Source organism: Paenibacillus sp. FSL R10-2736 (genome assembly GCF_038000245.1).
Lineage (GTDB): Bacteria > Bacillota > Bacilli > Paenibacillales > Paenibacillaceae > Paenibacillus_AQ > Paenibacillus_AQ phytohabitans.
The window spans coordinates 853,137-879,756 of the sequence record NZ_JBBOBN010000002.1 but is presented as its reverse complement, the minus strand read 5'-3'; the positions used below and the strand labels follow the sequence as shown (position 1 = coordinate 879,756).

Here is a 26,620-nt window from a genome sequence, read left to right as displayed (position 1 = left end):
CCTCTTTATTTTCTTTTTTTGTCCCCAAAAGTACGATAATCAATAGGAGGCTCTTATTATGAACCACAGCAACCGCAATAAAAACATTGTTTTCCTGTCCACCAGCCTGCCTAGAGAATGCGGAATTGCTACCTTCACCCAGGATCTGCTGGATGAGTTCACCAAGCTCCAGGGCTTCAACAAACCGCGGATCATCGCTATGAACAACAACGGAAATTACCGGTACACAGACCAGGTCATGCGGGAAATTAACCAACATCAGCTATCTGATTATATAGATGCCGCCGAAGAAATCAACCAGTCAAACACCGATCTGCTCGTCATTCAGCATGAATTCGGTATCTACGGCGGAGAAAGCGGCGAATATCTGCTGCAGTTCACTGAGCGGCTTCATGTACCTTATGTGGCGATTTTCCACACTGTATTAACCAACCCCTCGCCGAAACAGCATGAGATTATCACCCGCATAGCTGCAGGAAGCGTAAAGGTTGTCACGATGGCCCAATCCACAGTAGATGATCTCATCTCTGTCTATCATATTAACGCCGCCAAAATTGCTTTTATTCACCACGGTGTGCCTTTTGTTAAAACTTCTACCCGCGCGGAGCTAAAGACCCAGTATAAGTTCGGGGAACGCAAAATCCTCTCCACCTTCGGCTTCCTGAGTCCCGGCAAGGGTATTGAGTATGCTATTGAAGCTATGAGCGGAGTAGTGAAGCAGCATCCGGATGCGCTCTACATCATCTGGGGCAAGACCCATCCGGTCGTCAAACAGGAGACAGGTGAAGTATACCGTCAAAAGCTGACCGATCTTGTGCATGAATTAGGCCTGGTCAATAATGTGCTGTTCGTCGACAAGCTGCTGACCCAGGAAGAGGTCATTGAGTCCCTGGTGATGTCGGATATTTATATGACTCCTTATCTGGGCAAGGATCAGGCAGTCAGCGGCACACTCGCTTACGGCGTCGGCTATGGCCGGGTGATTATCTCCACCCCTTACCGCTACGCTCAAGAGATGCTGGCCGATGGCCGGGGCCTGCTGGCGGAATTCCGTGACTCGGCTTCCCTGGAAGCCTGTATTCTGGAGCTGCTGGATGATCCGGCCAAGGTCCGGGATATGGAACAGCGTACACAGTCGCTAGGCAGTACGATGATGTGGAGTGAGGTTGCAAAAACCTATGCCGCCATCTTTCAGGACAAAATAGCCCTCTCCAAACCGGCTGGCCGGAGTGTGATTTGATGCAGACATCTGCGGTATTGCAGTTCAAAACCGGTTATATGCGCCAGATCACTGATGATACGGGGATTTTCCAGCATACGAAGTTCGGCGTGCCCGATCGTGCCAAAGGCTACACCACTGATGACAATGCGCGGGCTTTGATCGCAGCCGTGTTAATGTATAACAACAGCAGGGATACAGCTGCACTCGATTTGATCCATACGTACCTCTCGTTCGTCCATCATGCACAGAATGAAGAAGGTAACTTCCGGAATTTCATGGATTACAACCGTTCCTTCCTGGAGGAGCGCGGCTCCGAGGATTGCCAGGGACGCACACTCTGGGCGCTGGGCTTCGTGCTCTCCTACTCTTCCATTCTGCCGGATAATCTGCTGAATACCTGCCGGTATCTGATCAACCAGGCGCTGCCGCATATCGGAGGCCTGCGCTCTCCCCGGGCCTTGGGCTATGCCGTCATCGGCCTCAGCTATTTACTTGAGACTCCCGGAGCACTCACCTATTCCTTCCCATATCCCCATACACCAAATACAGAAGAGGAACTGGCCTTCCTGCCAGAAGCCTTTATTATAGAGCTTATCGAATCCGTCACCATCCGGCTGCATGACCAGTATAACCTTACCAAAGGGGAAGACTGGAACTGGTATGAAGACAGCCTGACGTACGGGAACTCCATGCTGCCTTGGGCACTGCTTAAGGCTTTCACGATTACCGGCAATCCGGCGCTTCGTGTAACAGCCAAAGAAAGTCTCGATTTCCTGATCTCCCGGACTTTCGCACCGGAAGGCTATTACAGACCTGTCGGCAGCCACGGCTGGCTGCTGCGCGGCGGTACGCCTGCTCTCTATGACGAACAGCCCATCGAAGCCTGTGAAATGCTGCTCGCCTGCCGGGAGGCTGCCATAGTGCTGCAGGACCCGTCTTATCTGCAGCAGGCCGACTTATGCTACGCCTGGTATACAGGGAACAACTCCTTGCAGCTCTCCCTGATCGATCCCCAGACCGGGGCTTGCTACGACGGAATTCACAGCTCGGGGCTGAACCTCAATCAGGGATCGGAGAGCATCATCTCCTTCTCGATTGCCCATCTGGTGACTCATCATGGATAAATTCGCAACTATACTCGCTGGCGGAGGCGGCACCCGCTTCTGGCCGCTGTCCAGACAGGAAATTCCCAAGCAGCTGCTGAACATCAGCGGCAACGACATTATGCTGAACGATACGATTGAACGCTTCAAGGGCATCATCCCGCAGGAGAATACCGTCATCGTAACGAACCGTACCCAGGCGGTACTGCTGGAGAGTATTATGCACAGCAGCGTGCAGAAGAGCAATATTCTGATCGAGCCCGTGGCCCGGAATACCTCAGCAAGCATCCTGTTCGCCGCCTTCTCCATCCAGCAGATGAGTGAAGGGGATTCCTTAATGGTTGTCCTGCCTTCCGATCACTATATTACCGATGAGCCGCAGTTCCGGCTTACACTGGACGAAGCCTGCACCGTCGCGATGGAGAGTAATGCCATTGTCACAATCGGGATCAAACCGACCTTCCCCTCCACCGGCTACGGCTACATCGCTTATGACAAAGAGCCGATCGCAGTCAATCCGGTTGCCGTATACGATGTAGCTGAATTTGTGGAGAAGCCGGATTTCAAAAAGGCACAGGGATATCTGGCCTCAGGCAATTATCTCTGGAACAGCGGGATTTTCATCTGGAAGACCTCGGTCATTATCGATAACTTCAAGCGGTATCTGCCGCGGCTATATAATACGATGCTGCCGATCAGTGAAGCGCTCGGTACAGATCAGGAGCAGGAGACGATTAACCGGATCTATCCGCTGCTGCAGAATATCTCGATTGACTACGGCATCCTCGAACGTTCTGATGAGGTAGTAGTACTGTCCGGCCAGTTCGGCTGGAATGACATCGGCAGCTGGGATGCGCTCGGTGCCATCTTCCCGCCTGATGATGACGGCAACATTATCAAGGCGAATCATGTCGGCATCGATACCCGCAACTCCATTATCTATGGCAACGGGCGGCTGATTACCACCATCGGCGTAGACGGCTTCATCATCGCTGACACCGGGGATGCGGTCATGATCTGCCCCAAGGATAAAGCCCAGTCAGTCAAAGACATTGTCGATCTGCTCAAGGAGAAAGGCATGCTGGAATATGTATAGGCTATGAACGCCTTACTTATGAGGCTTGTGCAGGAAGTTGCCTGCATACAAAAGGGAGCACTGCTATTACAGCAATGCTCCCTTTGTTAAAATATAAGAATTTCTATGTTTCACATGATAATTTATCCTTCTATTTCTCGCTGAAACGAATGCCGTCCTATCAAGGACGGCGTAGCCGTTTCTGCTTGTGTTCTTATGGTTCTCCTATTCTGAGTCAGCTCTTAGGTCCAGGCCCACAGGAACCCGTCGCGGTCCCAGGCAATCCGGCCGCCGTGCAGCTTGCGGAACGCCTTCTTCACTTCTTTGGACAGCGATGCATTTCCATTCTCATTCACAAAGACAAATTGTTCGCCGAAATTCGCCTTCACATATTCAATCGCTGCGGTCTGGTGCAGGGTTCCAGTAAATTTGATTTCCTTGACCATCCATTCCGCCACTTCCTGTGCGGTTACTTCCATGGGGTAGTGCTCCTTCCTGCTTATCCTGCTTGTAGATTTCCCCATTATAGCATGAATACAACGGCTTCCAATGAATCAGTTCCTGAAACAATCCGGAGTTTATTAGAAACATAATAGAGAGAGCAGCGTCTATATATGGAAACTTATTCTATTTAATTCCAACAAAACAGAAAGGAGATTAATGATGAATCTGTATAAAAGAATATGGCCGGCTTGTCTGCTGCTCCTTCTCCTGCTGCAAAGCTTCACCTCAGCCGCCTCAGCCGCTTCCCCTGTCCCGGCAGCTGCGCCAGCCCGTCCGATTACCGTCAATATCAACGGAAGCTTTATCACAACAGACAGCAGCCCCTTTATTGAGTCTGGCAGAATCAAAATATCGGTTCGGACGCTCGCCTCACTCGGACTGACTTATTCCTGGGATACAGCAACCCGCACCGCTACAATCACTAATCCGGCCAAGGATACATTCCGTTTGATCCAGGGACAGCTGACAGCCTACAAAAACGGCCAGCCTGTCCAGTTGGATAGTGAGGCAGGTAATTATAACGGCCGGATGATGGTTCCGGCCCGCTTCGTCAGTGAAGCCTTCGGATATAGTGTGTACTATGAGCGAACGCGCAGCATACTCTTCATTACCAGCAAGGATTATGTTCCGGATACCGCTGCTCTGCTCTCCAGTGACTTGGCAGTAGCCCGTCTCGCAGCCATCTCCCTGCCCATTCAATACAACTTCACGCCTGTTTCCGCAGCGGAGAGCGGGCAATCACGGAATTATACGTACAGATTTGCCGCAAATGATGCTACTCGCTATGTCTATGAGAACGCGCTTGTCTCAACCGTCGTTGAGATTAAGGACGGAGCTGCCCATGCCGTCTGGCAATACGGCACGAATGGAATCCCCGGCTATGATCTGTACACTACAATGGGAGGACAGCAGCCCGGATATATGGCTGAGATGTCTCATGATCATTTCCGCTATTTTGGCGGAGGCTACCGTGCTTACTATCAGACAGCAGCGGATGGCTCCTATCAGTCCTTTCCTTATTTTACCCGGAACTACGGTGAGATCATCCAGCCTATCCCTGAATAACTGAGTAGAACCAGACCAAACCACTGTCCATGATTGATGGGCAGTGGTTTGTGTACTGTAAGTCGCCTTAGTGTTATTGCCAAGCCGGGTAAGTCCAGCCTCTACCTTCTCCGCGCAGCCACATTGACCACACCATAGCGGTAGAGCACCTTCTTCCCGAACCAGCCAAACAGCCTGTCGGTGAAGAAGCCCATGAAGCCCAGACAGAACAGCCCGACGAATATCCAGTCCGTACGGAAGAACAGCCGCGAATTCCAGATCAGATAACCGACACCTTCATTCGAAGCAATCATTTCTGCCCCGATAATAGCCATGTAGGAGGTTCCCATTGCCAGCCGTACACCGGTGAAGATATATGGAATCGTAGCCGGCACAATCACGTGCAGCAGAATCTGCCATTCATTTGCCCCCATGCTGCGGGCCGAGCGGACCTTATCCTCCTCTACCGACATTACACCGGTCAAGGTGTTCAGCACAACAATGAAGAAGGTAGCGTACATAATCAGGGCAATCTTCGACTGCTCCCCGATGCCGAACCAGACCAGAAAAAGTGTGATGAATGCAATCGGCGGGATAAAGCGGATGAAATTCAGGAACGGCTCGGCAAATATGCGGATGACGTTAACTTTTCCGATGATCAGCCCTGCCGGAATAGCCAGCAGACTGCCGAGTACCCAACCGACAAGCACGCGGTAAAAGCTGATGCCGATATACTGCATCAAGGTGCCGTCTTGGACCAGTTCCCGCCCTCCCTTCAGCGTGGCCCATGGCCCGGGGATGACATCCGGACCATACACCCATGCGCCCAGCTGCCAGATGCAGAGTGCGGCAATCCATAGCAGGGAGACCGAGACCCATTTTTTCTCCACCCATTTCAACATGTACTGCCCTCCGATCCTATTCTTCAAAATGGCTCTGAATTTGGTTATACAGCGAGTAGAACTCCGGCGAGGCCACATCCCGCGGAAACGGCAGCGCATTGTCGTATATATTGGTGATATTGGAGGAAGGCCCCACGGACATGATGCCGATGCGCTCACCCAGCAGCAGTGCTTCCTGAATATCGTGCGTTACGAAAATAACGGTCTTATGCGTTTCACGCCATATTTGCACCAGTTCCTTCTGCATCGTCCGCCGGGTCATGGCATCCAGCGCGCCAAAGGGCTCATCCATCAGCAGAATCGCCGGATCATTCGCCAGTACCCGGGCCAGCTGTACCCGCTGCTTCATCCCTCCCGATAATTCCTTCGGGAATTTATCCTCATGCCCGTTCAGCCCCACTAGCGTGATATACCGGTCTGATAGGGTCCGGCGCTCTGCCTTTGCCGTCTTCTTCATCCGCAGTCCGAACTCTACATTCTCCCGCACCGTGAGCCAGGGGAACAGGGAAGAGTCTGCCTGCTGAAATACAACCGCCCGGTCCCGGCCCGGCTTATCCACCTCGACGTTGTCCACCCGCAGATTGCCGCCAGATTTGGAGACAAAGCCTGCGATCATGTTGAGCAGCGTTGATTTGCCGCAGCCGCTCGGGCCTAGCAGGACGAAGAATTCGCCGCCTTTGATCACCAGGTTCACATCCTTGATAATGTAATGAACGTCCCCGGCCGCAGGCTCGCTGTAGCTCTTGCGCAACTGCTCGATATGAATGGCATGCTGTTTGGCAGGTAAAGACATGAGGCACCTCCAGAAAGTTAAGTTATTTCGTGTAAGCTATGCTACTTGGCAAAAGTCACTTTATCCGGCAAAGCCTGCTTCAGCGGGTCCAGACTGAGCTTGCTGTCCAGATCAAAATCCTGTTCAATGATTCCTGTATCGACCATATACTTTTTCTGTCCGTCAAGACTGTCATAGGCAGCCTGGGTAAAGCCCACATTCCACGGATTTGTCGGCAAGTCCTTCAGCGTTGCTTCCTTCGGCTGCTTCAGTTCCTTGAACATCAGATCGGCCACTTCCTCCGGATGCTCCTGAGCATAAGCCGCAGCCTCGTCCACCGCCGCCAGGAATTCGCCAATTCCCTCAGGATTCGCCTGCACAAAAGCATTCCCGGCGACAATACCCATTCCGAGGCGCACCGGAGTCTTAGACATATCGGTCAGCTCATGGACACCCTCAAGTGCGGCCAGCTTATCCGTCAGAGCTGAGCCAGTGAACCAGGCAGCATCCACATCACCCTGCTTCAGTGCAATGAAGGCTTCGTCGAACGCACCCTGTCCTGTCAGCTTCACGTCGCTTAGCGCAATGCCCTGCTCCTTCAGGTATTCATCCCACAGATACGGCAGAAACGTACCGCGCATGAAGCTTAGGTTCTTGCCTTTCAGATCCGCAGCTGACTTGATCTCGTCCCTTACGTACAGCTTCCATACTGCCGCTGCCTGATCCGTGGCCTGGCCGGCGGAAGCAATGATCGAATACTCGCCTTTGGAGACGGCATTGAGCACCGGGAAATCAGCACCGAAGGCCACGTCTACCTGCTTGATGAATAGCGCATTTACTCCCTCAGCCGGAGTGCCGAAGTTGATGATTTCTGCATCGATGCCGTGGTTGGCGAAGATGCCTTTATCGACTGCTACCCGGAAGGTAGGATTCGTGTTGATGTCAGCAATTCTAATCTTCAGGGTCTTCTGCTGGCCGCTGCCCGTTCCTGTGGAAGCCGCCGCGTCTCCCTTGGAGCTGCAGCCGGACAGAACCAGTACCAGAGATAAGGATAAGAGCAGGAAGGCTGAGCCGTACCATGATTTTTTCAAAACTACGCACCTCTTCGTCTATAAATTTCTATAGCCTATCTAATTATCTGACTGGTTCTCCGGACGCTGCCTTCTTCCGCAGTAGCCACGCAAGCGGCCCCCTCTGTAAACGGAAGTGTGGTCGCTACACTCACTACCGAATCCGACCCCTTCGGCGCAGCTCCCGGCACTCTGAAGCTGGACACATCGATGGCCTCGATAGCAATTTCCTGCGGCTTCGCCAGCTGCGGCACCCAGGCATAGGGTACACGGTAGGAACGATAGACCATATTCGTATTGCGGCGGTCAGTGTAAGGGGAGATATACTCCCAGACCAGCTCATGCTCCGCCGTCACCTCGAACAAGCGCCCGTTCGAACCCTCGGTAATCAGCGTGTTGCCGTTCGGGAGCCGCTGCGCCGAGCTGATATACGGACTGTAGAACTTATAGGAATCGGTCGGAACGGAGAACCCGGCCTCCGCCGAGGTATACTGCCACTCGATATCCAGTGTCACCGGATTAATCTCCAGCACACGGGAATGGTCACGCAACGCATTCTTCTGTCCAAAAGGTGAAGAGGGATTCGGCAGCCCATATCCGCCCCAGCCGCCGTTATCGAATACGAGCAGATTGCCTTCGCCCGGCAGTCCCTTCGGAATGATGTGGGCGTGATGCTGGCCGATAATCCAGTCGATATGCTTCACTTCAGGCAGAGAGTAGTCCGGTCCCAGCCGCCAGACGATAGCCCCGCTGCGCTTGTCAGTGATGGCGATGATATTCGCCTCGCGCGCATCCCAGATAATATTGTCCGGGTGGAAACGCTCATCTCCGTTATCATAGAATTTGTTCGGCCCTACGTAGGAAGCGGAGTTGATATGCAGCCAGTCGCCTACGCCGCCGCCCAGATCTCCGAAGGAGCGGGTGTTGGGATCGCGGAAGAGAACATTTCGCGCCGCCTGATCAAATCCAAGCTCCGCGAAATGATCGCTGGCCGCCCACTCCCAGATCACATTGCCTTCCCAGTCCACCTCAATGATCGTGTCATCCAGCAGCTGCTTATCGGAAATCTCAGGATTGTGCAGATTCTTATGCGCTAAGATCAGCGTTGTCCCGCTGTTAGCTGAAGGTTCAAGCCCGGGAGCGTAGTATCCGACCGGATTGCCCTCCCGCTGATAGTCGTGATGCTGGCGGGCGTACCACAGCGGCTCATACCCAGGGTCCTCGATATGCTCGTAGCTGTTGTATCTCCAGACCACATTGCCGTCCCAATCTACCTGAACCAGATCGACATTATCCTGAATGCCGAATTTGGGATCTCTTCTGCCCGTGCTGCCCAGGACGTAGCCGCCCGGGAGGATTTTGGCAGGGAAGCCGATCAGCCCTTGCCACAGATGCACTTCCTTGCCGCTCATATCGATCAGCACGACTCCCTCATCGCCCGCCTGAAATACAGTGTAGCCGCTCCATGCCTTGGACGGGTTATAGACCGTCGCCCCTGTCGGATAAATTGTTGAGTGTCCCATGATCATCTCTCCTTAAAGTTGTGTTAGCGGAAACTTCATTTTCAATAGCTGAGATAGTTCTTCTTCACCTCTGCACGCGGCTTCTGTTCAGGCTCTTGAGGTACGGGAATTTCAGCATTTTGCTGTGCCAACTTCAGCAGCGTATCCGAGAACCCTTCCAGATTGCCGATGATCCGTTCATAGAAGCGGCTCTGCTGCTCAAGCTCCTCATCCGTAAAGCCCTCGAACAGAAGCGTAATACATCGGGCACCGATGTTGCCGTTGCGCTCCACCATCTCCCGGCCCTTGGCCGTAATATCAAGCAGGACGGTTCTGCGGTCATCTTCCTTGCGTCTGCGCACCGTATATCCGCCGGCCTCCAGCTTGTCACTCAGCGCCGTTATAGCGCCCGAAGTGAAATCGAGCTGCTCTGCCAGATCGCCCAGCCGCTGCTCACCATCACGGATAATCTTTTGCAGAATCAGCATGCCGGGCAAGGAAATCCCCTCCACGCTTACGCGGTCACGTTCCTTGACGAATCTGCGCACCATTTTGCGGAACAGGTGGTCTGCCTCCTCCAGCCGCTCCCACGGGTTATCTTCCATGCTATCTCTCCTCTGCTGTCCATCCAAGGGAACCCAAAAAGGCCCCCGGAAAATCCCCTGTACGGGAATATTTGCGGGAGCCTTTGGTGGTCCAATCAGCTCAAATATGATGGTCGTATTTATTATTTCACTGTTCATTTAATTAGTAGTGAAGGATTGCTGTAATCATATACCCCTTAAACCCACCTGTCAAGTATGAATATATTCGATAAATGTTAAAAGGACTGCGGGGTGCTCTTACGGCAGTGGAGAGCTCATAGTACTGTAGGCGTATTATTGTTGCATTATTTGCAACTTTGGTTCATGGATAGCTGCCTGTTCGGGAGGATTGTTGTATGAAATACAAGAATTATCTTGATCATCTGCTTGGAAGCGAAGGAGAAGTTGCATTTCCTGCAACAATTTTGGATTTTGACCGATTTTAGGAGGAGAATGTTGTATTTGATGCAGGATTTTAAGTCGCTTAGCCTACCCGGCAAAAAGCGAAAATGATCGGTGTTGTCAGCCGGAAAACCTCCGGCTGACCTTCTTGTGCGAAGATTCCAAGTGCTGGCGCCAAGCTGCTGATCCGGAGCATTAAGACAAACTGACCACGTAGGTGAGGAACTGATAGACGTTGTCCTTCAGCACAGTTGCTGTGGCCAGAAGCTTCTTGCCCGAGGGGCTCCAGTGCAGCTGGTCAGACACGCGGATATCATTCAGCACCGGCGTCTGCTCTCCGGTCTCCACCTCGGTAATGAACAGGTCTTCCTGATCATCAGCAGAACCTGCTGCAGTGACTGCATAGGCCAGCTTGCTGCCGTCCGGCGACCAGCTGGTACCGAAGATCTGCTGGCCTGCAGCAAGCTGGGACTGTTCATTGCCTTCACTGTCACAGAGCTTCAGCACCATCTCGCCCGATCCCTTCCGTTCGACAATTGCGAGCGTGCTCCCGTCCGGTGACGGAACAACCCACATCACATTCTTGCTCAGCACCTTGGTCTGTTTCGTATCCGTATCATAAGCGCTAAGCTGGCTGTCTTCACCCGTGACATATAGAATCCGGCTGCCGCTCTGCATGACCTCATGTACATAAGGGATGCCGGTCTTCAGCACTGTCTCCTGCTTGCCGATCACATCCGCGCTCATGATATTGCCTTCCATATCCGGATAAATCACATGATCGTTATCCGCCCATCTTCCTTCTTCGCTTCTGAACTCCGCATCACTCATTTTCACCGAAACGCCTGTGGCCAGATCCATAATATAGCCAAGTCCGGTAGCTTCATACAGCTCTTTGTAGAATACATGCGTCTTGTCCGGAGACATTTGCGGTGAACCATAATTCAGCTCCCCCTCCTGCAGCGGAGTCTCATCACCCGTGGAGAGTGTATGCAGATAGAGATTCAGCGGATATCTTTCCTGGCCTTCGATCACCTGCGCAGGGAGATTACGGTTTTCTTTGGTCACAACCATGACGTCCTCACTGACGAAATCCGTGCCCCGAACACCCTCCACCTTATCGATTCCTTCCAGCTTCAACTGGGTATAGACGGATTCGCTAATGTTATCGAGAACCGTAATTTTGTGGCCGGATTTCTCCACCACCTGCCTTGTTTCAGTATTCTCGGCAGCGCAGCCTGTCACGGACAGCAGAAGCGCACCACATAGCAGAATTGCCCGCACCTTGCCCTGTCTTCTATTGTTCTCAGCATTCATTAGGCTTCCCTCCAGCTTGTGTTACTCCCAGCATACCGGATGCTTATTTCCAAACCGCATATAGAATGTTTCCAAGTTGTAAACGTAGCCCCTTCAGGACACTAATGGAAAAGACAGCTCAAACGCTGCGCCCTCGCCTGAGCTTTCCAGCAGTGCTATGGTTCCGTTCTGCTTCTCCACCAGGTTACGGACCAGTGAGAGTCCAAGCCCCGTGCCTCCCGAGGCTCTCGAACGGTCACGGTTAACCGTATAGAACGGCTCGAAGATCTTGTCCCGCGACTCTTCAGGAATGCCGATACCGGAATCACGGATTGTAATCCATACCCGCCCGTCCCTGACCTCGCTCCGCAGATGAATGCTTCCCTGCGGAACATTATATTTGATCGCATTGTCGAGCAGATTGATGAAGATATGCATGAAGCTCTCTTTATCGATCCAGATATGCGCCGGCTTGACGTCAAGCGATACCGTAAGGCCATAACGCTCCGCCTTGCCTTTCATCCGGCCGCATATATCCCGCAGCATGCCCTCGACCTCCAGCAGCTCTGCCTGGGATTCGAAATCATATTTCTCCAGCGCGGTCAGCTGCAGCACCTTCTCCACCATCTCATACAGCCGGTCTGTCTCCTTGGCAATGCTGAGCTTGGCATCATGCAGCAGCTCGGGGTCATCGTCATACATGTTCAGCAGATCAACATACGCCTTGATTGAAGTCAGCGGTGTCTTGAACTCATGGCTGATATTCCCGATGTACTGCTTCTGCTGCTGCTCCAGCGCCTGCAGCTTCTCCACCGCGAGCTGCAGCTTGCGCCGCTCCTCATCCTTCGCGGCAATGCTGCTCTCGATCTCCCGGCTCATGAAGTAGATGCCTTCGGCCAGCTCACCGAGTTCATCCTTGCGCTTCACAGGCGGAGCCGAGATGTAATCGGCACGGCGGATATCCTCCGCTGATTTCTTCAAGCGGCCGATCGCTGCCGCAGCGCGGTTGAAGTACAGGTACCCGATGATGAAGCTGAGCACCAGCACCGCGCCCCCTGTCGTCAGGAACAGATTAAGCAGCGTCTGCTGGAAGCTCCGGGCGTCCTGCAGCGAGTACTGCAGCTGCACCACACCCATCTGCTCCTCCGGCCCCTGCAGCGGAGCCAGATACAACAGCTTGTCGCCTTCACTCTGATAGGCGACTTTATTATTCAGCGCGTAGTCCAGTGCCGCGCTGACATCCGGCCTGCCCGGCCCCGGCTCACCCTGCGCCGAGGTTCCCACCTGCTGACCCTGGCTGTCGTACAGGGTCACCTCCAGGCCGGTGTACCCGGCCAGCTCGGCGGCCAGCGCCCGGCCCCGCTGCTGCATGAAGGCCTGCGGCGTGAGGCGCACGCCGGTATAGTAAGTCTGCTTCACGCGCAGATTAACGGTTGTGACATGCTGGGCCAGATAGATCTCCGTCTGACCCTGCTGATTCCGCTCCACCCCGCGCAGCACGAAATAGCTCAGCACGCTGAGCGCAAGAATGAGCAGCAGAGCCAGGAACAGGCTGAACTTCAGCTTGATGCTGACTCTCATGGGTAGCTCCCCGCAGGCACAGCCTTATAGCCGACGCCATAGACGGTCTGCAGGATGTTCTGGTAGGGCTCGCCCAGCTTTTTGCGCAGCCGCTGAATATGGATATCCACCGTACGCGTTCCCCCGGCGTAGTCCATATCCCACACCTGCTCCAGCAGTTCCTCGCGCATATACACCCGCTGCGGGTGCGAGAGCAGCAGCAGCAGCAGATCGAATTCCTTCGGAGTCAGCTCAAGGCTCTCCTCCCCAAGCTCGGCGCTGCGCCGGTCGGGATGCACCCGCAGAATGCCGTATTCGATCAGCTCGCTCTTCACCTCGGCCGTATTCTTCTCCAGCCTGCGCAGCAGTGCCTTGACCCGGGCCAGCAGCTCGCGGATCTCGAACGGCTTGGTCATATAATCGTCTGCACCAAGCTCCAGGCCGACAATTTTATCGACAATATCATTTTTGACGGTCAGCAGAATAATTCCGATATCATCACGGTTCTCAAGCTTGCGGCACACATCATACCCGCTCAGCTTCGGCATCATTACATCCAGCACCAGCACGTTCGGGTGGAAGGTGTTCGTCTTGCTCAGCGCTTCCTCCCCGTCACCGGCGGTATCGACCTCATAGCCTTCACGCCGCAGCGCATAGGCAATCGCACTCACAATGGCCGGTTCATCATCGACGACCAGTATTTTTTTCATAGGAGGTTCATCCTTCCGTTTGCACTTGCTTGGGTAAGGGTAAATATATTTCTGTGTCCATTCAAGGATAACGCAGATGAAGAAGCAGGATCAAGGAAATGCAGGCTTCGCCGGTATTTACTACTAGAATCACCGTCCGGGCCTGCTGGCAAACACCGGTTAGGCAAATGCTTTTAGAACGAACCAGGGCTTCCTAAACATTTAGGTTATCTTTAAGAAGACTTAAGCTTCATTTCAGTATTGACGGGTAAACTGTACTTAGCTGAAGTTCACTAGCCGCCGCAAACCACTAACCCTGAACGATATAACCAATCATGAAAAGAGGATAACAGATATGAACATAAAACGAATGAATATTAAGCGGGTAATGATTGTCGGAACGATGGTTGTAGCCATGTCCTTCGGAGGAACTGCCTGGGGCAAGCCAGCATTACATACCCTTCCCGTTGCCAAATGGTCTACATCTGATGTGGCCGATACCGATGAGCTGCTGGACGCCCTGAACCTGAGCCAGTCCTCCGATGAAGAGCTGTACGACGCCCTATATGACGGCAAATCCCTGCGTACCATTGCAGAAGAGAACGGCGGGAATATCAATAATGTGATCAACCTGCAGGTCAAACAGCTGACCCAGCAGCTGGAAGCAAGACTGGCGGGCGGAAGCATCAATCAGCAGCAATACACCGCACAGAAGGCTGAACTTAGAGAGATCGTGACGCAGAGTGTGCTGACTTCATTTGGCTGAGTGAATCCGGCAGGCTGAATCACGTAAATTCCATACCGTTTATTTGAAAAAGGCTGGCTCACCTGCAGAATTACTGCGGTGGGGCAGCTTTTTTGTGTGTAGTACCCCTACGGGCTGGTAAATGTGCGTTCGCCGCACTCTTAGTGTAACTGCCTGGTGAAAACAGATTACTATGTAGGCTCTACGTAAGATTGGAGCGTGAATCCCAATTTTATCCGCTTTCCAGGGCGGCGACAGGCAGCTTTTTATATAATCCTGCACATAATACAACATTTCCTTCATCCTATCGGCTCAAATCCAAAATTGTTGTACAAAAGGCAGGATTTCACCTTTCTCAAGCGACTTAGCAGGATTATTGTTGTAATTCTTACAACAATCCACCCGAAAACCTGGCTATCCATGAATCAAAGTTGCAAAACGTACAACATTCAAGTCTGCAGTGCTCCTAAGAAGTCATCATTCTGCCGGAAACGAATCAAGTGTAAGAGACCGACGTAATCCACCATGCGAATCCGCTTAACCAGAGCATTTAAGGGGGACTACTGTTTTCACCGCTATAATGAATTATATAAAGGCTTATATCTGCGGGTATGAGTCTTTTATTGTCCAGTATTACAGTTTATCACTCTTAGGTCTTGACCTTCCTGTTAGGGTAAGGTTTATGGTTAGTATAAGAAATTCCGGCCGGATTAACTTGTGAGAGGATGGCTCTGCATTGAAAATTGGGGAATTCGCAGAACTGAATAAAGTTACCACCAAAATGCTCCGCCATTACGATGAGATTGGTCTGCTTCATCCTGCTGCCGTTGATTCCACGACTGGTTACCGGTCCTATACGTCAGGGCAGTCCCATTCTTTGAATTGGATTATGGTTCTGAAGAGTCTTAACTTCACCCTGGGTGAAATTAAGGAGATCTTAGGCGGACCGGTTGACAGCGTGATTCTCATCCGCCAGCTGGTACGCAAACGGATTGAAATTTCGTCGGCATTAAATGAACAAATTCACAAGAAAATGGCCATAGACCGGCTCATAAACCTCATTGAAAAGGAAGGCTTCGAAATGAATAAGACCATTGACCTGCAAACTATAGCGCTGGCAGATGTGCATGAAATCAAAAAGAACATCCCCAACATGGAAATGTTCCTTGAAAATGTAGCCAGTATTATTGCCCGGTGTACGTATGAAGATATCCACTCGGTTATACGCTTTGACATCAGCCATTTCAAACAGGTGAATGACGATTACGGCTTCGACGTAGGGGATAAAGTCATTATCGCCTGCTATCAATTGATTGAAGACAACATCCACAAACAATTGAGTCATGCTACTATAGGCCGCGCGCACGGGGATGAATTTATTGTCTTTGCCAAAGCGAACAAGGATGCAGCCAGCCTGGCTGCTCAATGTATCATCGATGCTATGCTAAGCTTTGACTTCCCCGCTATCGGCTGCCCGAAGCCCATGAGCTGTTATATCGGCGGTCTGGCCGGACCGTTCGGCAAAAGCACAGATATCCGTGTTATCATCGAGGCTTCCATAGAGACTCTTGAGCGGGCACGCCGGAATGGGATGAACTCTTTTATTATTGATTCGTATAGTGTGTAGAATTCTTCATTGCTATGGCATAAATAAGCTCGCCGGACAAGTAGCTACCTATCATTCTGAGCACCCAGCATGCCGTACTTATGGACTGACTACTTTCTCGCCTAATAGCTTATTCTATGTCTTTGGGTTTCATTTGCTGTTTAGCCTCTTTCCTTACACTTGAACTAAATGTTTCATAATTAGTATTTACAAGCTTTTTAAGTTGTACATCATGTGTCTTCGATTGCATCTTCCCATTATTCAATTTCCAGATTCCATCATCAAAGTTGTAGGACCAATACTTCCCGTCCGGTGTCTTCGTTAGCATAAGCAAGACCTGATCTCCTTCATGAACGAACTCCACACTGGATGTTTTTTTATCTTCAACCCCGTGTTGAAGATAAGTGATTTCTTTACTTTCAGGAACCTCCCCGTAAACTACTTGGGTAACACTAATGGTTGCTGGTGTAACCTCATATTGGAAGCTGCCTTTCCCAACAATACCAGCATCCCTCATTTCAACCGGTAGAACTTTGTTTACAGTTCCTTTTACAATAACTTGCACACCATACAACGCTTCTGCTAACGAATCTGTATCTGAACCTGTAGCTGCATACTCATTTCCATTTATATTAGATGAGCTGTGTCCAAATAAATCCGGACCTATTACAAATCCTAAAATAGATGAGGCAATTATACATGAACCAAAAATAGCTATTATTTGTAATTTACTCTTCATTTTTGAACCTCCTAAGTTAATTTAATAGCGTGAGTTAACTTGGTTTACATCAAACGTTGTAACATCGTAGCCTGTTTATAAACAACTTTGCCCTAAACTAGGGCAGGCCCTCTAGAATTGAATCCGGCTCGTACATACTTAAAAAAACCACATCTTCAACGGTCAACTGAAGGTGTGGTTTTTACTCATAAGTATATAATTATCCATTTTCTTTTGAATATCAAACGATGCATGACCTAATCTACACTCTTTATCATTTACACGCGAAAATACTGCCTAACCGTACCCCTGCCCTTTTGGCCCTCTTCCATTCCTCCAGCCTCTTCCGCCTCTACTCGGACCTCCACCTCCGCAAAAGCCCCGTTCACCAGCGTAAGCTGCGGCGGCAGATGGCCGCAATCGATGTCATAAATGACCGGCAGCCCCAGCTCGCTGGACAGCTCCTCATAGACATCCTCCACGGTGTAATTCTCCATAGGACGGTTAGCTGCGCTCCGGCCGAACATCAGGCCGCTGCAATGGTCGAACCAGCCGGCCAGCTTCATCTGCAGCAGGGATCTGCGGAGATCCGTTACCGACAGCTCGCAGTTCTCCAGGTACCACAGGATGGGCTCATTCTGGATATAATGCTGCTGGAAATGCCGCACATCCCCATACGGCGTGCCGATGAGATGCCGGATTACATCAATGCAGCCGCCGAGGAGCCGGCCCTGCATAGTTACGTTCTGCTTACCTACAGTCTTCCAGTTGGTGACTTCGGTAAGATTGAACACATGGGGGGAAGGCTCCCCGCCTCCCCATTCCAGCTGGTACTGCTGCGAGGAATGCTGAAGTACCGATTCCCCGCTTGCTGTAGACAGCACGGATTCCCACATAGCCGTCACCGGGTCTGTCTCTTTTCCACGTAAATCAATAAAATTGGTGCCGTGAGCAGTGGCGATGCCCGTCCGGAGAGTAACAGCCAGCAGCAGCACACTGATATCAGAGTAGCCGAGAATCCATTTCACCTTCATGTGATCGAAATCTACCTGCTCCAGGATTTCGATCAGCAGTTCGCCGCCCCAAGGCGGGATGATGAGCCCGATGCTGTCATCGGCCATCATGGCATTGAATTCAGCCGCACGCACGCTTGCCGGTGCAGACTTGGCCTTATCCTGCGTCCACGCCGTTGCACCGCACACCACGCCATAACCCAGTTCCTGCAGCCGGCTGCAGGCTAGCTCGAGCAGTTCACGCAGTTCCTCCCCTACTCCTGATGAGGGTGCTGTTACACCTATAACTGCTTCTGCTTCTAATGACGGATATCTGATCATTTTTGCGTATCCTCCTTAATCCTAATAAAAAGTGATACCCAAACCATAAGCAGTTTGAATATCACCTATTTGGATTATCACTTATATGTTTGTGTATGCCATTTATCTATTTAATCGTTATGGATCGTGTATTCATCGTTGTTCCACCTTATATCCTTATCCCTCAGGTTCCCGGCTTATCACGGCTAATCTCCAGAATATCCAGGAAAAAGACGAAGATCGGAATGCCGAGAATCAGTCCCCATACGCCGATATAATGCTCGGAGAACAGCAGCACGATGAAGGTGTAGAACATTGGAAGGTTCATTTTGGAGGACATCAGCTTAGGGTTGAGGAAGTAGCCTTCCATGACATGCAGCACGGCAATCATAGCCAGTATGTAGATCGTCATCACCAGTCCGCCGGTATTGTAGCCGATGATGCATAGCGGAATAAGCGAAATGACAAAGCCGACCACTGGAATCAGGCTGAGCATGAAGATCATAATGGCGAGCGCAAAGAGATACGGGAAGGGTTCGAAAAAGAAGCCCATGATCCATAACCCGACAACCGTGAACAAAGTATTGAACAGCGCAATCAGGATCTGGGCTTCAATGACTTTACCGAAGGAGGCTATGAATTTCCTGCCGAAATACTCAAGCTCTACATAGAACCAGGAGATCTTGCTGTCTCTCAGGCGGGAGGTGAAGTTGACAATTCTGTTCTTCTCCAGGATGAAGACAAGGCTCAGAATCGTTGACAGGACGAACGTAGTTCCCCAGTCACTGATTTTGAACACATATTCAATGCCTTGATTCAAATAGCTCTGGTAGTTCAATTCCTTAACCATACTGAATAAATACTGCATAATCTCGTTCTGTGGGATGTCGTCAGAGGTTAGTGTTCCGAGAAACGCGGTTAATTGCTTAATCTGCGAGAAGACCTTGGGCAGATATTTGACAAGGGCCAGTACGATCATAGTGATGAGAGCTAAGTACAAAATAATAATGATTACCTTGCTGTTCACCTTGACATATTTGCCGATTCTTTTGCTCAAAAGCACCTGAAAGCTGTTCATTACATAAGCAATCAGGAACGTCAGCAGCACCAGATTCAGCATGTCTCTAATACTGTACAGCAGCAGTCCAATCAGTGCCAGAATTAAAAAGCGACGGACTGTTAAATTTGCAAAGTAACGCTTGAATACATCCATTGTTTCCTTGTTCCTCTCCATTCGCAGGCGATTAGGACCTTTAGTTATAGTGTACCGTAACGAAAACAATTATAGCAACTTCGGCAGAGTCAAAAATACGCGAAAAAACAAACTTTATGTCATCTTGCCAGAACATCGGCTGCTTTATGCTATAATGTGTGCGAAATCGTGAAGGTAGAAGCAATTTAATTCCAAATCAATGGAGGCTGTATCCCTTATGGGCAAAATCATCTGTATCACCGGAGCATCATCCGGCATCGGCCTGGCGTCCGCGCTGAAGTTTGCACAGGAAGGCTGGACGGTCTACGCCGGCACCCGCCATCTGGAGCGCGATCAGGAATTGTACCGCAATGTGGACAATCTGCAGTTCGTAGAACTGGAGGTTACACAGCCGGACAGTATTCAGCGGGTTATCGACCAGATTGACCAGGAGCACGGTACGCTGGATGTACTGTTCTGCAATGCCGGGTTCGGCTATCTCCGGGCACTTGGACAGGCTCCGTTCACTGATATCGAGCGCATATTCGACACTAATGTGTACGGGGTTATGCATACGATCCGGGCTGCACTGCCCCTGCTGCGCAAGACCGGCTACGGCCATATTGTGGCTACGTCCAGTGTCGGCGGGCTCATTGGACAACCGATGAACGAGATCTACTGCGCCAGCAAGTTCGCGTTGGAGGGACTGCTGGAGAGTCTGGCTACCTATTACAAGCCGCAATTCAATATCGACATTACCCTGCTTGAGCCGGGTGCCATCGCTACAGAATTCAATAAGACTGTCCTTGGGCATGTAGCAGACACCGGCGGCATCCTTGACGATGAATACAAGCCGATTCTCGATGCCTACACAGGGACGTTCCTGAAACGGAATGTAGAGCCGCAGACTGCAGAGTCCGTAGCAGACGTCATGTGGGATCTGGTCCAGCTGGAGACCAAGCCGCTGCGCCTGCGCACCTCTGAACGGGCTGAAGAATTCGTCTCCCGCAAGGTCAGTACGGACCCTACCGGACTTGACGGTGTCCTTCATATTCGCAAAATCCAGCTGGATATGTAACTGCAGCGTCAGTCTTCCGCTTCCCCGGCCAGCTCCTTCGCGATCAGCTCCTGATTGCTGCGGTGGAATTTGGACATGTTGCGCGGGAACGCACAACCTTCGATCAGAGCATCAACCGTTTCCTGGATGCCTGAAGCTACAGCCGTACGCATGTTGTGGATATACTTCAGGCTCTCTTCCCTGCGCCGCTCCAGTTCTACGCTGCTGTCCGTTGCCTCCCCGTGTCCGGGGACCAGCAGCGTGAACGGGTGCCGGGCCAATATCTGCTCCAGCTTGCCGAGCGTTGCTTCGTAAGCCAGACTGCTGTCGTAGATATAGGGGAACTCCACGTCAGACAAGTAGTCTCCGGCAATGAACAGCCCGGCAGACTCCACTATAGTAAATAGCCCATCATCCGTATGGCCCGGCGCAGCATATCCCGTCAGCTTCAAATCCCCGAATACCAGCGTCTGCCCATCCTCTTCCATCTCATGATCCACCAGCGGATACGTGATTTCATAGTCTCTCCTGAGATAATAACTATCTTCGAATACCCGGATCTGTTCAAGAATATCTTCGCGTTCCCCGGCGCTTTTGTCCGCGAATGCCCTGCTTGCGATGACTTCAGCATCCCTGAAGGCCCCATATCCGATAATATGATCGAAATCAGAATGAGTGAATAACAGGAGCAGCTTCCTCGCGCCAAGAATGTTGTCTACATACCGCCGGATTTCCTCCACCTCACGGGGCAGCCAGCAGGGATCGGTTACCAGCACACAATCGTCCGTCTCCATAACAAGTGAATTCGTCATGTACAGATCACTTTGGAACAGAGTGACAGGGCCACGCTTCCATCTAAACATCAAATACCTCCCAAAGGTCGATACACCCGCTTTATAGTTTACGATTCTTATCCTATGACTATTCTACATCTAGTGTTTCGGAAGGCAGGAACATTACAAATCATTAAAGAAACCTGCTCCTATTTGGGTTTAATTCGGCTAAAGCCTCAAGCGGCCTGTTCTTTTTACCTCTAACATTCACCAATCAGGACGGCGAACTTCCGGTAGTAACAAGTCGCGTCGTATTTTCCCACTTTATGGGCCATGTTGGACAAGCGAATTATGGGTTTAATTAGCCTAACGGGGAAGTTACCACCTTGGGGACAAAGAGCATAGATTTAAAACAGTTTTTCGACATTCAGGGAGAGAAACAACCCTAAAGTATATCAACACACGAAGCGGGCAGCACCATCTGCTCAGGCGTTGCCCGCTTCTTTATGATAGGTTTTCAACTTGGTGAGACACTGTAGCTGTCATGCGCTTTTTTCCAAATTTCCGCGTTTTTCGGATCCATTTCCTCTAAGCGTTTAAATACAGTCGGATCATTTTTAAATCTGTCAAAAAGCTGGTAATACTGAAAATCGTATGAGTTTAATTGCATGTCTTTCCAAAGTTTAGCTGCAGATGGATCATCTAAATTAGAAATTAAATATTCGACCCAGTTAGTTTTTCTTTGTTCGTTAGAAAACATCGACAATAAATTAATGTATACATTTTTAGCAGTCGTACCACCGACTTTTATGTATGGCTTACAAATTAAAGGAATGAGGTCCGTATATTTGTCCCCAAGGTCAAAAGCTAAACTGATAGCTTTGGATCTTACTCCCGCGTTTGGTTCAGTAGGTATAATTTTCGTGATTGAGTCAATAGCAGCTTTTCCGTATTTATCTCTAAACAAATCTATTATCGTATTTCTAACTATAAAGTTTTTATTCACTTCAATTTCTTTACCAAGTAAAGGGAGTTGATCAGCATTTGCAACAGACACAATTATCCTATACGCTGCTTCACTCTTAGGGGAAGTTGACAGAATTTGAGGTTCAGTTTCGTTTAAGAATAGAATAAAGTTTTTCATTAAGTATTTCGAAAAAAAATCTATCGCACTACTTTCGGAAGCTTTAGAGCTGGAAGCATATTCTGCTATTGCATGTAACAGCAGTTTGCGATCTAAATTTAACAGGTAATTTAAATTTTTTGCATCTGTCTTACTTAATGTATATGCATCTTTTTTATAAAGACTCGATAAACGGGTATTTACATCTTTTTGAAATACGGTAGTAATTCCAACGTTTACAGACAAAGCAGAAGCATAATTGAAGCAATTTAGGATTGAAAGCAGCATGGAAACAAATAATAACAATATTATTTTTTTGTAAAAAATCCTCATTTACATTCCCCCTTGTATTATTAAGCAATTAATACTCCAACACGGTATATGACTTTATCAATACTCGCAATGACTTCAGCTACAATTATAGTTCATGATAGATCACAATCAACATGCTTGTAATAGGCTCTTCTTAACCACAAAAAAAACCATACATTCCTTAATTGAAATTTATTCACACTATGCTACGATGTGTTTGATTTTCATTTTCTCCACTCCTTTGCAATAGGTGTCTACTTTTCGGAATCTTCGTACTGCGCAACAATAACTTTCCATCTCCTAATAAAATTCTGTTTTTACGATGTTTAAGCGGGTACTTATGCTTTGGAAATAAAAAATATTGGAGTTACAACTGCTAGTGGATATGAATCAATCAATGATTAAGTAAAACAAGAAGGCCAAGAAGGAGCCATTGTCGAAAACAATGGCTCCTTCTTTATGAAGTGAAATTACTATTTTGATGAACTTGATGGAACATCAGTATCAGTCGGGGTTTCATCATTTAAGGTTTTATTTAAGAGCAACGAATTGGGATAATTTTTAGAAAATTCTGCTTCATCTACTTTTAAAAAAAACTCGCCTTCAAAAATTAGTTGATTCGTATTAGGCCCGATTTCATCTATATTTCTTGCTATCTCCGATTCCTTAAAGATATTTTGTTCATCTGCTCGCACGAACATGCCATGAGGTGTATAGAATTGACTATAATACCCTTTTGCGATTTTTGATTCTACGGATTCTACGGTTTTTACTGATTCTACGGATTTATTATTTGTTGAAAAATTAGTGTTAACAGGATTTTCATCTGTCTTAATTACGGTTACCATTTCTGGATAGTAGTCTGCTTTTGAATTGGATATTAATGCCACTCCTGAAATAATAGTCACTGCAAAAGCTATTAAGTATATTTTTTTAAACATACTATCCCCACCCTTTCTATACCAACAATTATTTCCTCTTTAAAACATTATATTCACTAAGATGTTGAACGAATCGATAAGGTCCGTAAAGGAAAATATCCACTATAAAATGTGTGATTTTCCTAATTTTATTATACTGCCTTTTAAAATGCATGTGAACATCAGTTTACGATAATATTAATTTCCTTACGCATTAAATCTCCAATTCTCCTCTATCTATTATTTCCATTAAGCCTTTTAATATGTAGTCTACATGGACGCAGATCAATTCACTTACGAAGAGTAGCCGAAGTATGGTGAACAGTAATGATGTTTTTATTCCCAAAAAACTTGGTTAATAAATTCCGAAATCTAAATGTATAGTTTAGTATTTGGCAATGTATTAAAGTTACTGCAAACAAATCAAGAAATTTCACCCTTTATATAGAGGTCTCTTTGACTACTAATGCACAGTTTGCGTCAACCATCCATCACAAACGGTTTGATCAAAACTTCTCTTTATATTCTTTGAAATCAAATTTCCCGGTTTCCCGATCAACAGCGACAGACCAGTATCTTTTATGAAATGCCCCACAGTTTCTGTATTCATCATGCAAAAAGCCCTCCGGCACAAAGCCGAAGGGCTAATTCTTAACATACACATTATTAAGCAGCTTGTTTCTGCTGCTCAGCTCCACTGTTACCGCTGGATCGGCTCGATCCGGTAAGTAGCGTTGCCGCCATCTGCGGCTGATCCACCGCCGGTAATCTGCCAGCCGAAGGATAATACATCCTCCAGCCGTTGCTTCTGTGATTCCGTTAACACCGCTTCGACTGCTTCGCGGCCTTCCTCCAGCTCCAGCTTGGGCTGGGTGCGGAGTGCAACGGCAATCCAGCTGCGGATGCCGCGGATCGTGTTGTACTTGATCTGGTAGCCTTCGGTCACGGCCTGACGGAACAGCTCCGGCTGTTCACCAGCCAGCGTGGACAACTGCCCGTAATCGAACTCGTATTCACTCTCGTCAGCAGGCAGATCGCCTTCGGCAACCCGCCGCAGCAGTTCTTCATCGGACCAGCCCAGAGAGCGCAGCGATTCCACCAGCAGGGCGTCCCATTGCGATAACTTCACCTTACTCAGCGTATCAGTCATTGTATATCCTCCCTTGTTTATATAAATATAAATGCATACCTTTACCTGAATTCAGTCCGTAAAGTCACCAGCCACATAATGCCCCGGGCTCACTTCCCGCAGTATGGCGGCTTCTTCATCCCCGCGCGTTACCGAGTAGGCATCCAGCCGGATTCGCTGGCTGGCCTTCAGCGGGTCGGTCTCCAGGATGGAAGACAGCAGCGCCTTGGTATACGGATGCTGCGGATTGTCATACAGCTCATCGCTCTCCGCAACCTCAACGAGGCGGCCGCCGTACATCACGCCAATCCGGTCGGAGATATGCCGGACCATCGACAGGTCATGGGCGATGAACAGATAGGTCAGTCCGAATTCGGACTGCAGATCCTCCAGCATATTGACGACCTGGGCCTGCACAGAGACATCCAGCGCCGAGATCGGCTCGTCGCAGACGACGAACTCGGGCCGGACCGACAGCGCCCGGGCGATGGAAATCCGCTGGCGTTGCCCGCCGCTGAACTCATGCGGGAAGCGGTAGAGATGCTCTCTTTTGAGTCCCACCTTCTCCAGCAGCTCCGCTACGGCTTCCTTGCGCTCTTCGCCTGGGTAGAGTCCATGAATCCTCATCGGCTCACTGATCAATTCCAGCACATTCAGGCTGGGGTTCAGTGAAGAGTACGGGTCCTGGAAAATCGACTGAATCCGTCTGCGGAACGGCTTCAGCCCTTTCTCGCCCAGCCTGCCCAGCGGCTGCCCGTCATAGAATACCTCGCCGTCCGTGTAATCGTACAGACGGAGCAGACAGCGTCCAACCGTTGACTTGCCGCTCCCGGATTCACCCACCAGTCCAAAGGTCTCGCCCTGGCGGATCTGGAAGCTGACACCGTCCACGGCCTTAAGCACAGCCGTATCACGTCCCCGCATATCCTTGCCCTTGGAGAAATGCTTCTTCAGATTGTTCACATCTACGAGCACCTTGCTCTCACTCACCGGAATCCCTCCCCACTGTAACTGCCGCCTGCTGCTCTTCACCTTCAGCCAGCCAGCACATCGAGCGGTGGCCAGGTGCAAGCTCTACTACCGGCGGACGTTCACTGCAGCGGGCAAAAGCATGCGGGCAGCGGTCCATAAACGGACAGCCGGGCGGCGGATTCAGCAGATCGGGCGGTGTGCCTTCAATCGGAATCAGCCGCTCCCGCGATCCGCCGCCGCGCTTCGGAATCGAACGCAGCAGCCCTTGTGTATAAGGATGCTGGGGACGATAGAAGATATCCTCCACCGTGCCCTCCTCCATCACAAGTCCGCCATACATCACAATGACCCGCGTGCAGACCTGGGCCACGACACCGAGGTCATGGGTAATCAGCGCCACTGCTGTATCCGAACGTTCTTTCAGCTCCTTGAACAGATCCAGAATCTGCGCCTGAATCGTCGCATCCAGCGCCGTGGTCGGCTCATCCGCAATCAGCAGCTCCGGCTGGCAGGAGAGCGCCATCGCGATCATCACCCGCTGGCGCATGCCTCCGCTGAATTCATGCGGATACTGCTTCAGGCGCTGCTCCGGATCACGTATGCCGACCTGGCGGAGGATTTCCGCCGCTTCGGCATACGCCTCCGCTTTATTCAGTCCGCGGTGTCTGCGGATGACTTCGGTTAATTGCTGGCCTATTCTTTTGACCGGATTCAGCGAGGTCATCGGGTCCTGAAAGACCATCGCAATCCGGTTGCCGCGCAGGGTCCGCCACTGCTTCTCCGTGAGTCCCTTCAGACTCTCGCCGCGAAACTCCAGCTTACCGGCAGTCATGCGGCCCGGCGGCGTGATCAGGGACATGACCGCCTTGGCGGTAACGCTTTTGCCGCTGCCGGATTCCCCGACAATCCCCACCGTTTCACCGGCATCTATATGGAAGCTAACGCCGCGGACAGCCTGATTCTCGCCGTCCCGGGTAGCAAATGAAACCTGCAAATTCTCAACAGTCAGCAGCCGTTCAGTCATGATGTTCCACT

At 50.2% G+C, this 26,620-nt stretch carries 26 protein-coding genes; 7 read left to right on the top strand and 19 right to left on the bottom strand.

The annotated features are described in order from the left end of the window. Positions 1 to 58: 58 nt before the first annotated feature. From NSQ73_RS31975 to NSQ73_RS31965, 3 genes are read left to right on the top strand one after another with little or no spacing between them, the layout of a single operon-like run. Positions 59 to 1,240, top strand: a complete 1,182-nt coding sequence (locus NSQ73_RS31975; protein ID WP_340990204.1) for a glycosyltransferase family 4 protein — start codon at positions 59 to 61, stop codon at positions 1,238 to 1,240. Further along, positions 1,240 to 2,346, top strand: coding sequence for a glycosyltransferase (locus NSQ73_RS31970; RefSeq protein WP_340990203.1), 1,107 nt, complete (start codon positions 1,240 to 1,242; stop codon positions 2,344 to 2,346). The genes NSQ73_RS31975 and NSQ73_RS31970 overlap by 1 nt, the downstream gene beginning before the upstream one ends. Beyond that, positions 2,339 to 3,421 (top strand): mannose-1-phosphate guanylyltransferase, encoded by a 1,083-nt coding sequence (locus NSQ73_RS31965; RefSeq protein ID WP_340990202.1) that lies wholly within the window; start codon positions 2,339 to 2,341, stop codon positions 3,419 to 3,421. The genes NSQ73_RS31970 and NSQ73_RS31965 overlap by 8 nt, the downstream gene beginning before the upstream one ends. Positions 3,422 to 3,642: 221 nt before the next feature. Here NSQ73_RS31965 and NSQ73_RS31960 read toward each other — a convergent pair whose 3' ends face one another. After that, positions 3,643 to 3,879, bottom strand: coding sequence for a DUF6953 family protein (locus NSQ73_RS31960; RefSeq protein ID WP_039300082.1), 237 nt, complete (start codon positions 3,877 to 3,879; stop codon positions 3,643 to 3,645). A 181-nt stretch (positions 3,880 to 4,060) separates the two neighbouring features. On the opposite strand from NSQ73_RS31960, the gene NSQ73_RS31955 reads away from it, so the two are divergent. Continuing rightward, positions 4,061 to 4,969 carry a copper amine oxidase N-terminal domain-containing protein gene (locus tag NSQ73_RS31955; RefSeq protein ID WP_340990201.1) on the top strand — a complete coding sequence of 303 codons (909 nt, stop codon included), beginning with the start codon at positions 4,061 to 4,063 and terminating at the stop codon, positions 4,967 to 4,969. 101 nt (positions 4,970 to 5,070) lie between these two features. Here NSQ73_RS31955 and NSQ73_RS31950 read toward each other — a convergent pair whose 3' ends face one another. From NSQ73_RS31950 to NSQ73_RS31915, 8 genes are all read right to left on the bottom strand, one after another. Then, on the bottom strand, positions 5,071 to 5,850 hold the full coding sequence (locus NSQ73_RS31950; RefSeq protein WP_039300079.1) for an ABC transporter permease: 780 nt from the start codon (positions 5,848 to 5,850) through the stop codon (positions 5,071 to 5,073). Between the two features lie 16 nt (positions 5,851 to 5,866). Then, a complete protein-coding gene (locus tag NSQ73_RS31945) occupies positions 5,867 to 6,643 on the bottom strand; it encodes an ABC transporter ATP-binding protein (protein ID WP_340990199.1) in 777 nt (258 codons plus the stop codon). A 41-nt stretch (positions 6,644 to 6,684) separates the two neighbouring features. Beyond that, positions 6,685 to 7,713, bottom strand: coding sequence for an ABC transporter substrate-binding protein (locus NSQ73_RS31940; protein WP_340990197.1), 1,029 nt, complete (start codon positions 7,711 to 7,713; stop codon positions 6,685 to 6,687). Between the two features lie 35 nt (positions 7,714 to 7,748). Continuing rightward, on the bottom strand, positions 7,749 to 9,215 hold the full coding sequence (locus tag NSQ73_RS31935; protein ID WP_340990195.1) for an aryl-sulfate sulfotransferase: 1,467 nt from the start codon (positions 9,213 to 9,215) through the stop codon (positions 7,749 to 7,751). 41 nt (positions 9,216 to 9,256) lie between these two features. After that, on the bottom strand, positions 9,257 to 9,799 hold the full coding sequence (locus NSQ73_RS31930) for a MarR family winged helix-turn-helix transcriptional regulator (protein WP_039300070.1): 543 nt from the start codon (positions 9,797 to 9,799) through the stop codon (positions 9,257 to 9,259). A gap of 576 nt (positions 9,800 to 10,375) precedes the next feature. Then, complete coding sequence (locus NSQ73_RS31925) at positions 10,376 to 11,497, bottom strand: TolB family protein (protein ID WP_340990193.1); 1,122 nt, start codon at positions 11,495 to 11,497, stop codon at positions 10,376 to 10,378. Between the two features lie 93 nt (positions 11,498 to 11,590). Next, the gene (locus tag NSQ73_RS31920; RefSeq protein ID WP_340990191.1) at positions 11,591 to 13,057 is read right to left on the bottom strand and encodes a sensor histidine kinase; all 1,467 of its coding nucleotides are present in this window, start codon (positions 13,055 to 13,057) and stop codon (positions 11,591 to 11,593) included. Beyond that, entirely contained in the window at positions 13,054 to 13,746 is a 693-nt protein-coding gene (locus NSQ73_RS31915; RefSeq protein ID WP_042132918.1) for a response regulator transcription factor, read from the bottom strand. The genes NSQ73_RS31920 and NSQ73_RS31915 overlap by 4 nt, the downstream gene beginning before the upstream one ends. A 334-nt stretch (positions 13,747 to 14,080) precedes the next feature. On the opposite strand from NSQ73_RS31915, the gene NSQ73_RS31910 reads away from it, so the two are divergent. Both NSQ73_RS31910 and NSQ73_RS31905 read left to right on the top strand, forming a co-directional pair. After that, the gene (locus tag NSQ73_RS31910; protein WP_246354581.1) at positions 14,081 to 14,491 is read left to right on the top strand and encodes a hypothetical protein; all 411 of its coding nucleotides are present in this window, start codon (positions 14,081 to 14,083) and stop codon (positions 14,489 to 14,491) included. A gap of 715 nt (positions 14,492 to 15,206) precedes the next feature. Beyond that, on the top strand, positions 15,207 to 16,097 hold the full coding sequence (locus NSQ73_RS31905) for a diguanylate cyclase domain-containing protein (protein WP_340990190.1): 891 nt from the start codon (positions 15,207 to 15,209) through the stop codon (positions 16,095 to 16,097). A gap of 109 nt (positions 16,098 to 16,206) precedes the next feature. On the opposite strand, the gene NSQ73_RS31900 is transcribed toward NSQ73_RS31905, so the two are convergent. The 3 genes from NSQ73_RS31900 to NSQ73_RS31890 all read right to left on the bottom strand — a co-directional run bounded on the left by NSQ73_RS31900 (position 16,207) and on the right by NSQ73_RS31890 (position 19,320). Next, complete coding sequence (locus NSQ73_RS31900; protein WP_340990189.1) at positions 16,207 to 16,815, bottom strand: hypothetical protein; 609 nt, start codon at positions 16,813 to 16,815, stop codon at positions 16,207 to 16,209. A 257-nt stretch (positions 16,816 to 17,072) separates the two neighbouring features. Then, positions 17,073 to 18,128: a S66 family peptidase gene (locus NSQ73_RS31895; protein ID WP_340990187.1), complete on the bottom strand. Its 1,056-nt coding sequence runs from the start codon at positions 18,126 to 18,128 to the stop codon at positions 17,073 to 17,075. Between the two features lie 163 nt (positions 18,129 to 18,291). Then, positions 18,292 to 19,320: an AI-2E family transporter gene (locus NSQ73_RS31890; RefSeq protein ID WP_171720377.1), complete on the bottom strand. Its 1,029-nt coding sequence runs from the start codon at positions 19,318 to 19,320 to the stop codon at positions 18,292 to 18,294. Between the two features lie 217 nt (positions 19,321 to 19,537). Here NSQ73_RS31890 and NSQ73_RS31885 point away from each other — a divergent pair, with 217 nt between their 5' ends. After that, entirely contained in the window at positions 19,538 to 20,377 is an 840-nt protein-coding gene (locus NSQ73_RS31885; protein WP_340990185.1) for an SDR family oxidoreductase, read from the top strand. An 8-nt stretch (positions 20,378 to 20,385) separates the two neighbouring features. On the opposite strand, the gene NSQ73_RS31880 is transcribed toward NSQ73_RS31885, so the two are convergent. The 7 genes from NSQ73_RS31880 to NSQ73_RS31850 form a co-directional block, all read right to left on the bottom strand. Continuing rightward, entirely contained in the window at positions 20,386 to 21,219 is an 834-nt protein-coding gene (locus NSQ73_RS31880) for an MBL fold metallo-hydrolase (protein WP_340990183.1), read from the bottom strand. A gap of 427 nt (positions 21,220 to 21,646) precedes the next feature. Further along, positions 21,647 to 22,585 (bottom strand): hypothetical protein, encoded by a 939-nt coding sequence (locus NSQ73_RS31875; RefSeq protein WP_340990182.1) that lies wholly within the window; start codon positions 22,583 to 22,585, stop codon positions 21,647 to 21,649. Between the two features lie 452 nt (positions 22,586 to 23,037). After that, positions 23,038 to 23,505, bottom strand: coding sequence for a hypothetical protein (locus NSQ73_RS31870; RefSeq protein WP_340990181.1), 468 nt, complete (start codon positions 23,503 to 23,505; stop codon positions 23,038 to 23,040). Positions 23,506 to 23,947: 442 nt separating this feature from the next. Beyond that, a complete protein-coding gene (locus tag NSQ73_RS31865) occupies positions 23,948 to 24,097 on the bottom strand; it encodes a hypothetical protein (protein ID WP_340990180.1) in 150 nt (49 codons plus the stop codon). A gap of 87 nt (positions 24,098 to 24,184) precedes the next feature. Next, entirely contained in the window at positions 24,185 to 24,634 is a 450-nt protein-coding gene (locus NSQ73_RS31860; RefSeq protein WP_340990178.1) for a hypothetical protein, read from the bottom strand. Between the two features lie 51 nt (positions 24,635 to 24,685). Next, positions 24,686 to 25,603, bottom strand: coding sequence for an ABC transporter ATP-binding protein (locus NSQ73_RS31855; RefSeq protein ID WP_340990176.1), 918 nt, complete (start codon positions 25,601 to 25,603; stop codon positions 24,686 to 24,688). Further along, a complete protein-coding gene (locus NSQ73_RS31850; RefSeq protein WP_340990174.1) occupies positions 25,596 to 26,609 on the bottom strand; it encodes an ABC transporter ATP-binding protein in 1,014 nt (337 codons plus the stop codon). Before NSQ73_RS31850 ends, NSQ73_RS31855 begins: the two co-directional genes overlap by 8 nt. Positions 26,610 to 26,620 lie beyond the last annotated feature (11 nt).

Excerpts from the sequence above, each read along its gene's own strand:
- NSQ73_RS31975 (WP_340990204.1), top strand. The coding sequence starts at position 59 with ATGAACCACAGCAACCGCAATAAAAACATTGTTTTCCTGTCCACCAGC.
- NSQ73_RS31970 (WP_340990203.1), top strand. The coding sequence starts at position 1,240 with ATGCAGACATCTGCGGTATTGCAGTTCAAAACCGGTTATATGCGCCAG.
- NSQ73_RS31965 (WP_340990202.1), top strand. The coding sequence starts at position 2,339 with ATGGATAAATTCGCAACTATACTCGCTGGCGGAGGCGGCACCCGCTTC.
- NSQ73_RS31960 (WP_039300082.1), bottom strand. The coding sequence starts at position 3,879 with ATGGAAGTAACCGCACAGGAAGTGGCGGAATGGATGGTCAAGGAAATC.
- NSQ73_RS31955 (WP_340990201.1), top strand. The coding sequence starts at position 4,061 with ATGATGAATCTGTATAAAAGAATATGGCCGGCTTGTCTGCTGCTCCTT.
- NSQ73_RS31950 (WP_039300079.1), bottom strand. The coding sequence starts at position 5,850 with ATGTTGAAATGGGTGGAGAAAAAATGGGTCTCGGTCTCCCTGCTATGG.
- NSQ73_RS31945 (WP_340990199.1), bottom strand. The coding sequence starts at position 6,643 with ATGTCTTTACCTGCCAAACAGCATGCCATTCATATCGAGCAGTTGCGC.
- NSQ73_RS31935 (WP_340990195.1), bottom strand. The coding sequence starts at position 9,215 with ATGGGACACTCAACAATTTATCCGACAGGGGCGACGGTCTATAACCCG.
- NSQ73_RS31930 (WP_039300070.1), bottom strand. The coding sequence starts at position 9,799 with ATGGAAGATAACCCGTGGGAGCGGCTGGAGGAGGCAGACCACCTGTTC.
- NSQ73_RS31925 (WP_340990193.1), bottom strand. The coding sequence starts at position 11,497 with ATGAATGCTGAGAACAATAGAAGACAGGGCAAGGTGCGGGCAATTCTG.
- NSQ73_RS31920 (WP_340990191.1), bottom strand. The coding sequence starts at position 13,057 with ATGAGAGTCAGCATCAAGCTGAAGTTCAGCCTGTTCCTGGCTCTGCTG.
- NSQ73_RS31915 (WP_042132918.1), bottom strand. The coding sequence starts at position 13,746 with ATGAAAAAAATACTGGTCGTCGATGATGAACCGGCCATTGTGAGTGCG.
- NSQ73_RS31910 (WP_246354581.1), top strand. The coding sequence starts at position 14,081 with ATGAACATAAAACGAATGAATATTAAGCGGGTAATGATTGTCGGAACG.
- NSQ73_RS31900 (WP_340990189.1), bottom strand. The coding sequence starts at position 16,815 with ATGAAGAGTAAATTACAAATAATAGCTATTTTTGGTTCATGTATAATT.
- NSQ73_RS31895 (WP_340990187.1), bottom strand. The coding sequence starts at position 18,128 with ATGATCAGATATCCGTCATTAGAAGCAGAAGCAGTTATAGGTGTAACA.
- NSQ73_RS31890 (WP_171720377.1), bottom strand. The coding sequence starts at position 19,320 with ATGGATGTATTCAAGCGTTACTTTGCAAATTTAACAGTCCGTCGCTTT.
- NSQ73_RS31885 (WP_340990185.1), top strand. The coding sequence starts at position 19,538 with ATGGGCAAAATCATCTGTATCACCGGAGCATCATCCGGCATCGGCCTG.
- NSQ73_RS31880 (WP_340990183.1), bottom strand. The coding sequence starts at position 21,219 with ATGTTTAGATGGAAGCGTGGCCCTGTCACTCTGTTCCAAAGTGATCTG.
- NSQ73_RS31875 (WP_340990182.1), bottom strand. The coding sequence starts at position 22,585 with ATGAGGATTTTTTACAAAAAAATAATATTGTTATTATTTGTTTCCATG.
- NSQ73_RS31870 (WP_340990181.1), bottom strand. The coding sequence starts at position 23,505 with ATGTTTAAAAAAATATACTTAATAGCTTTTGCAGTGACTATTATTTCA.
- NSQ73_RS31865 (WP_340990180.1), bottom strand. The coding sequence starts at position 24,097 with ATGATGAATACAGAAACTGTGGGGCATTTCATAAAAGATACTGGTCTG.
- NSQ73_RS31860 (WP_340990178.1), bottom strand. The coding sequence starts at position 24,634 with ATGACTGATACGCTGAGTAAGGTGAAGTTATCGCAATGGGACGCCCTG.
- NSQ73_RS31850 (WP_340990174.1), bottom strand. The coding sequence starts at position 26,609 with ATGACTGAACGGCTGCTGACTGTTGAGAATTTGCAGGTTTCATTTGCT.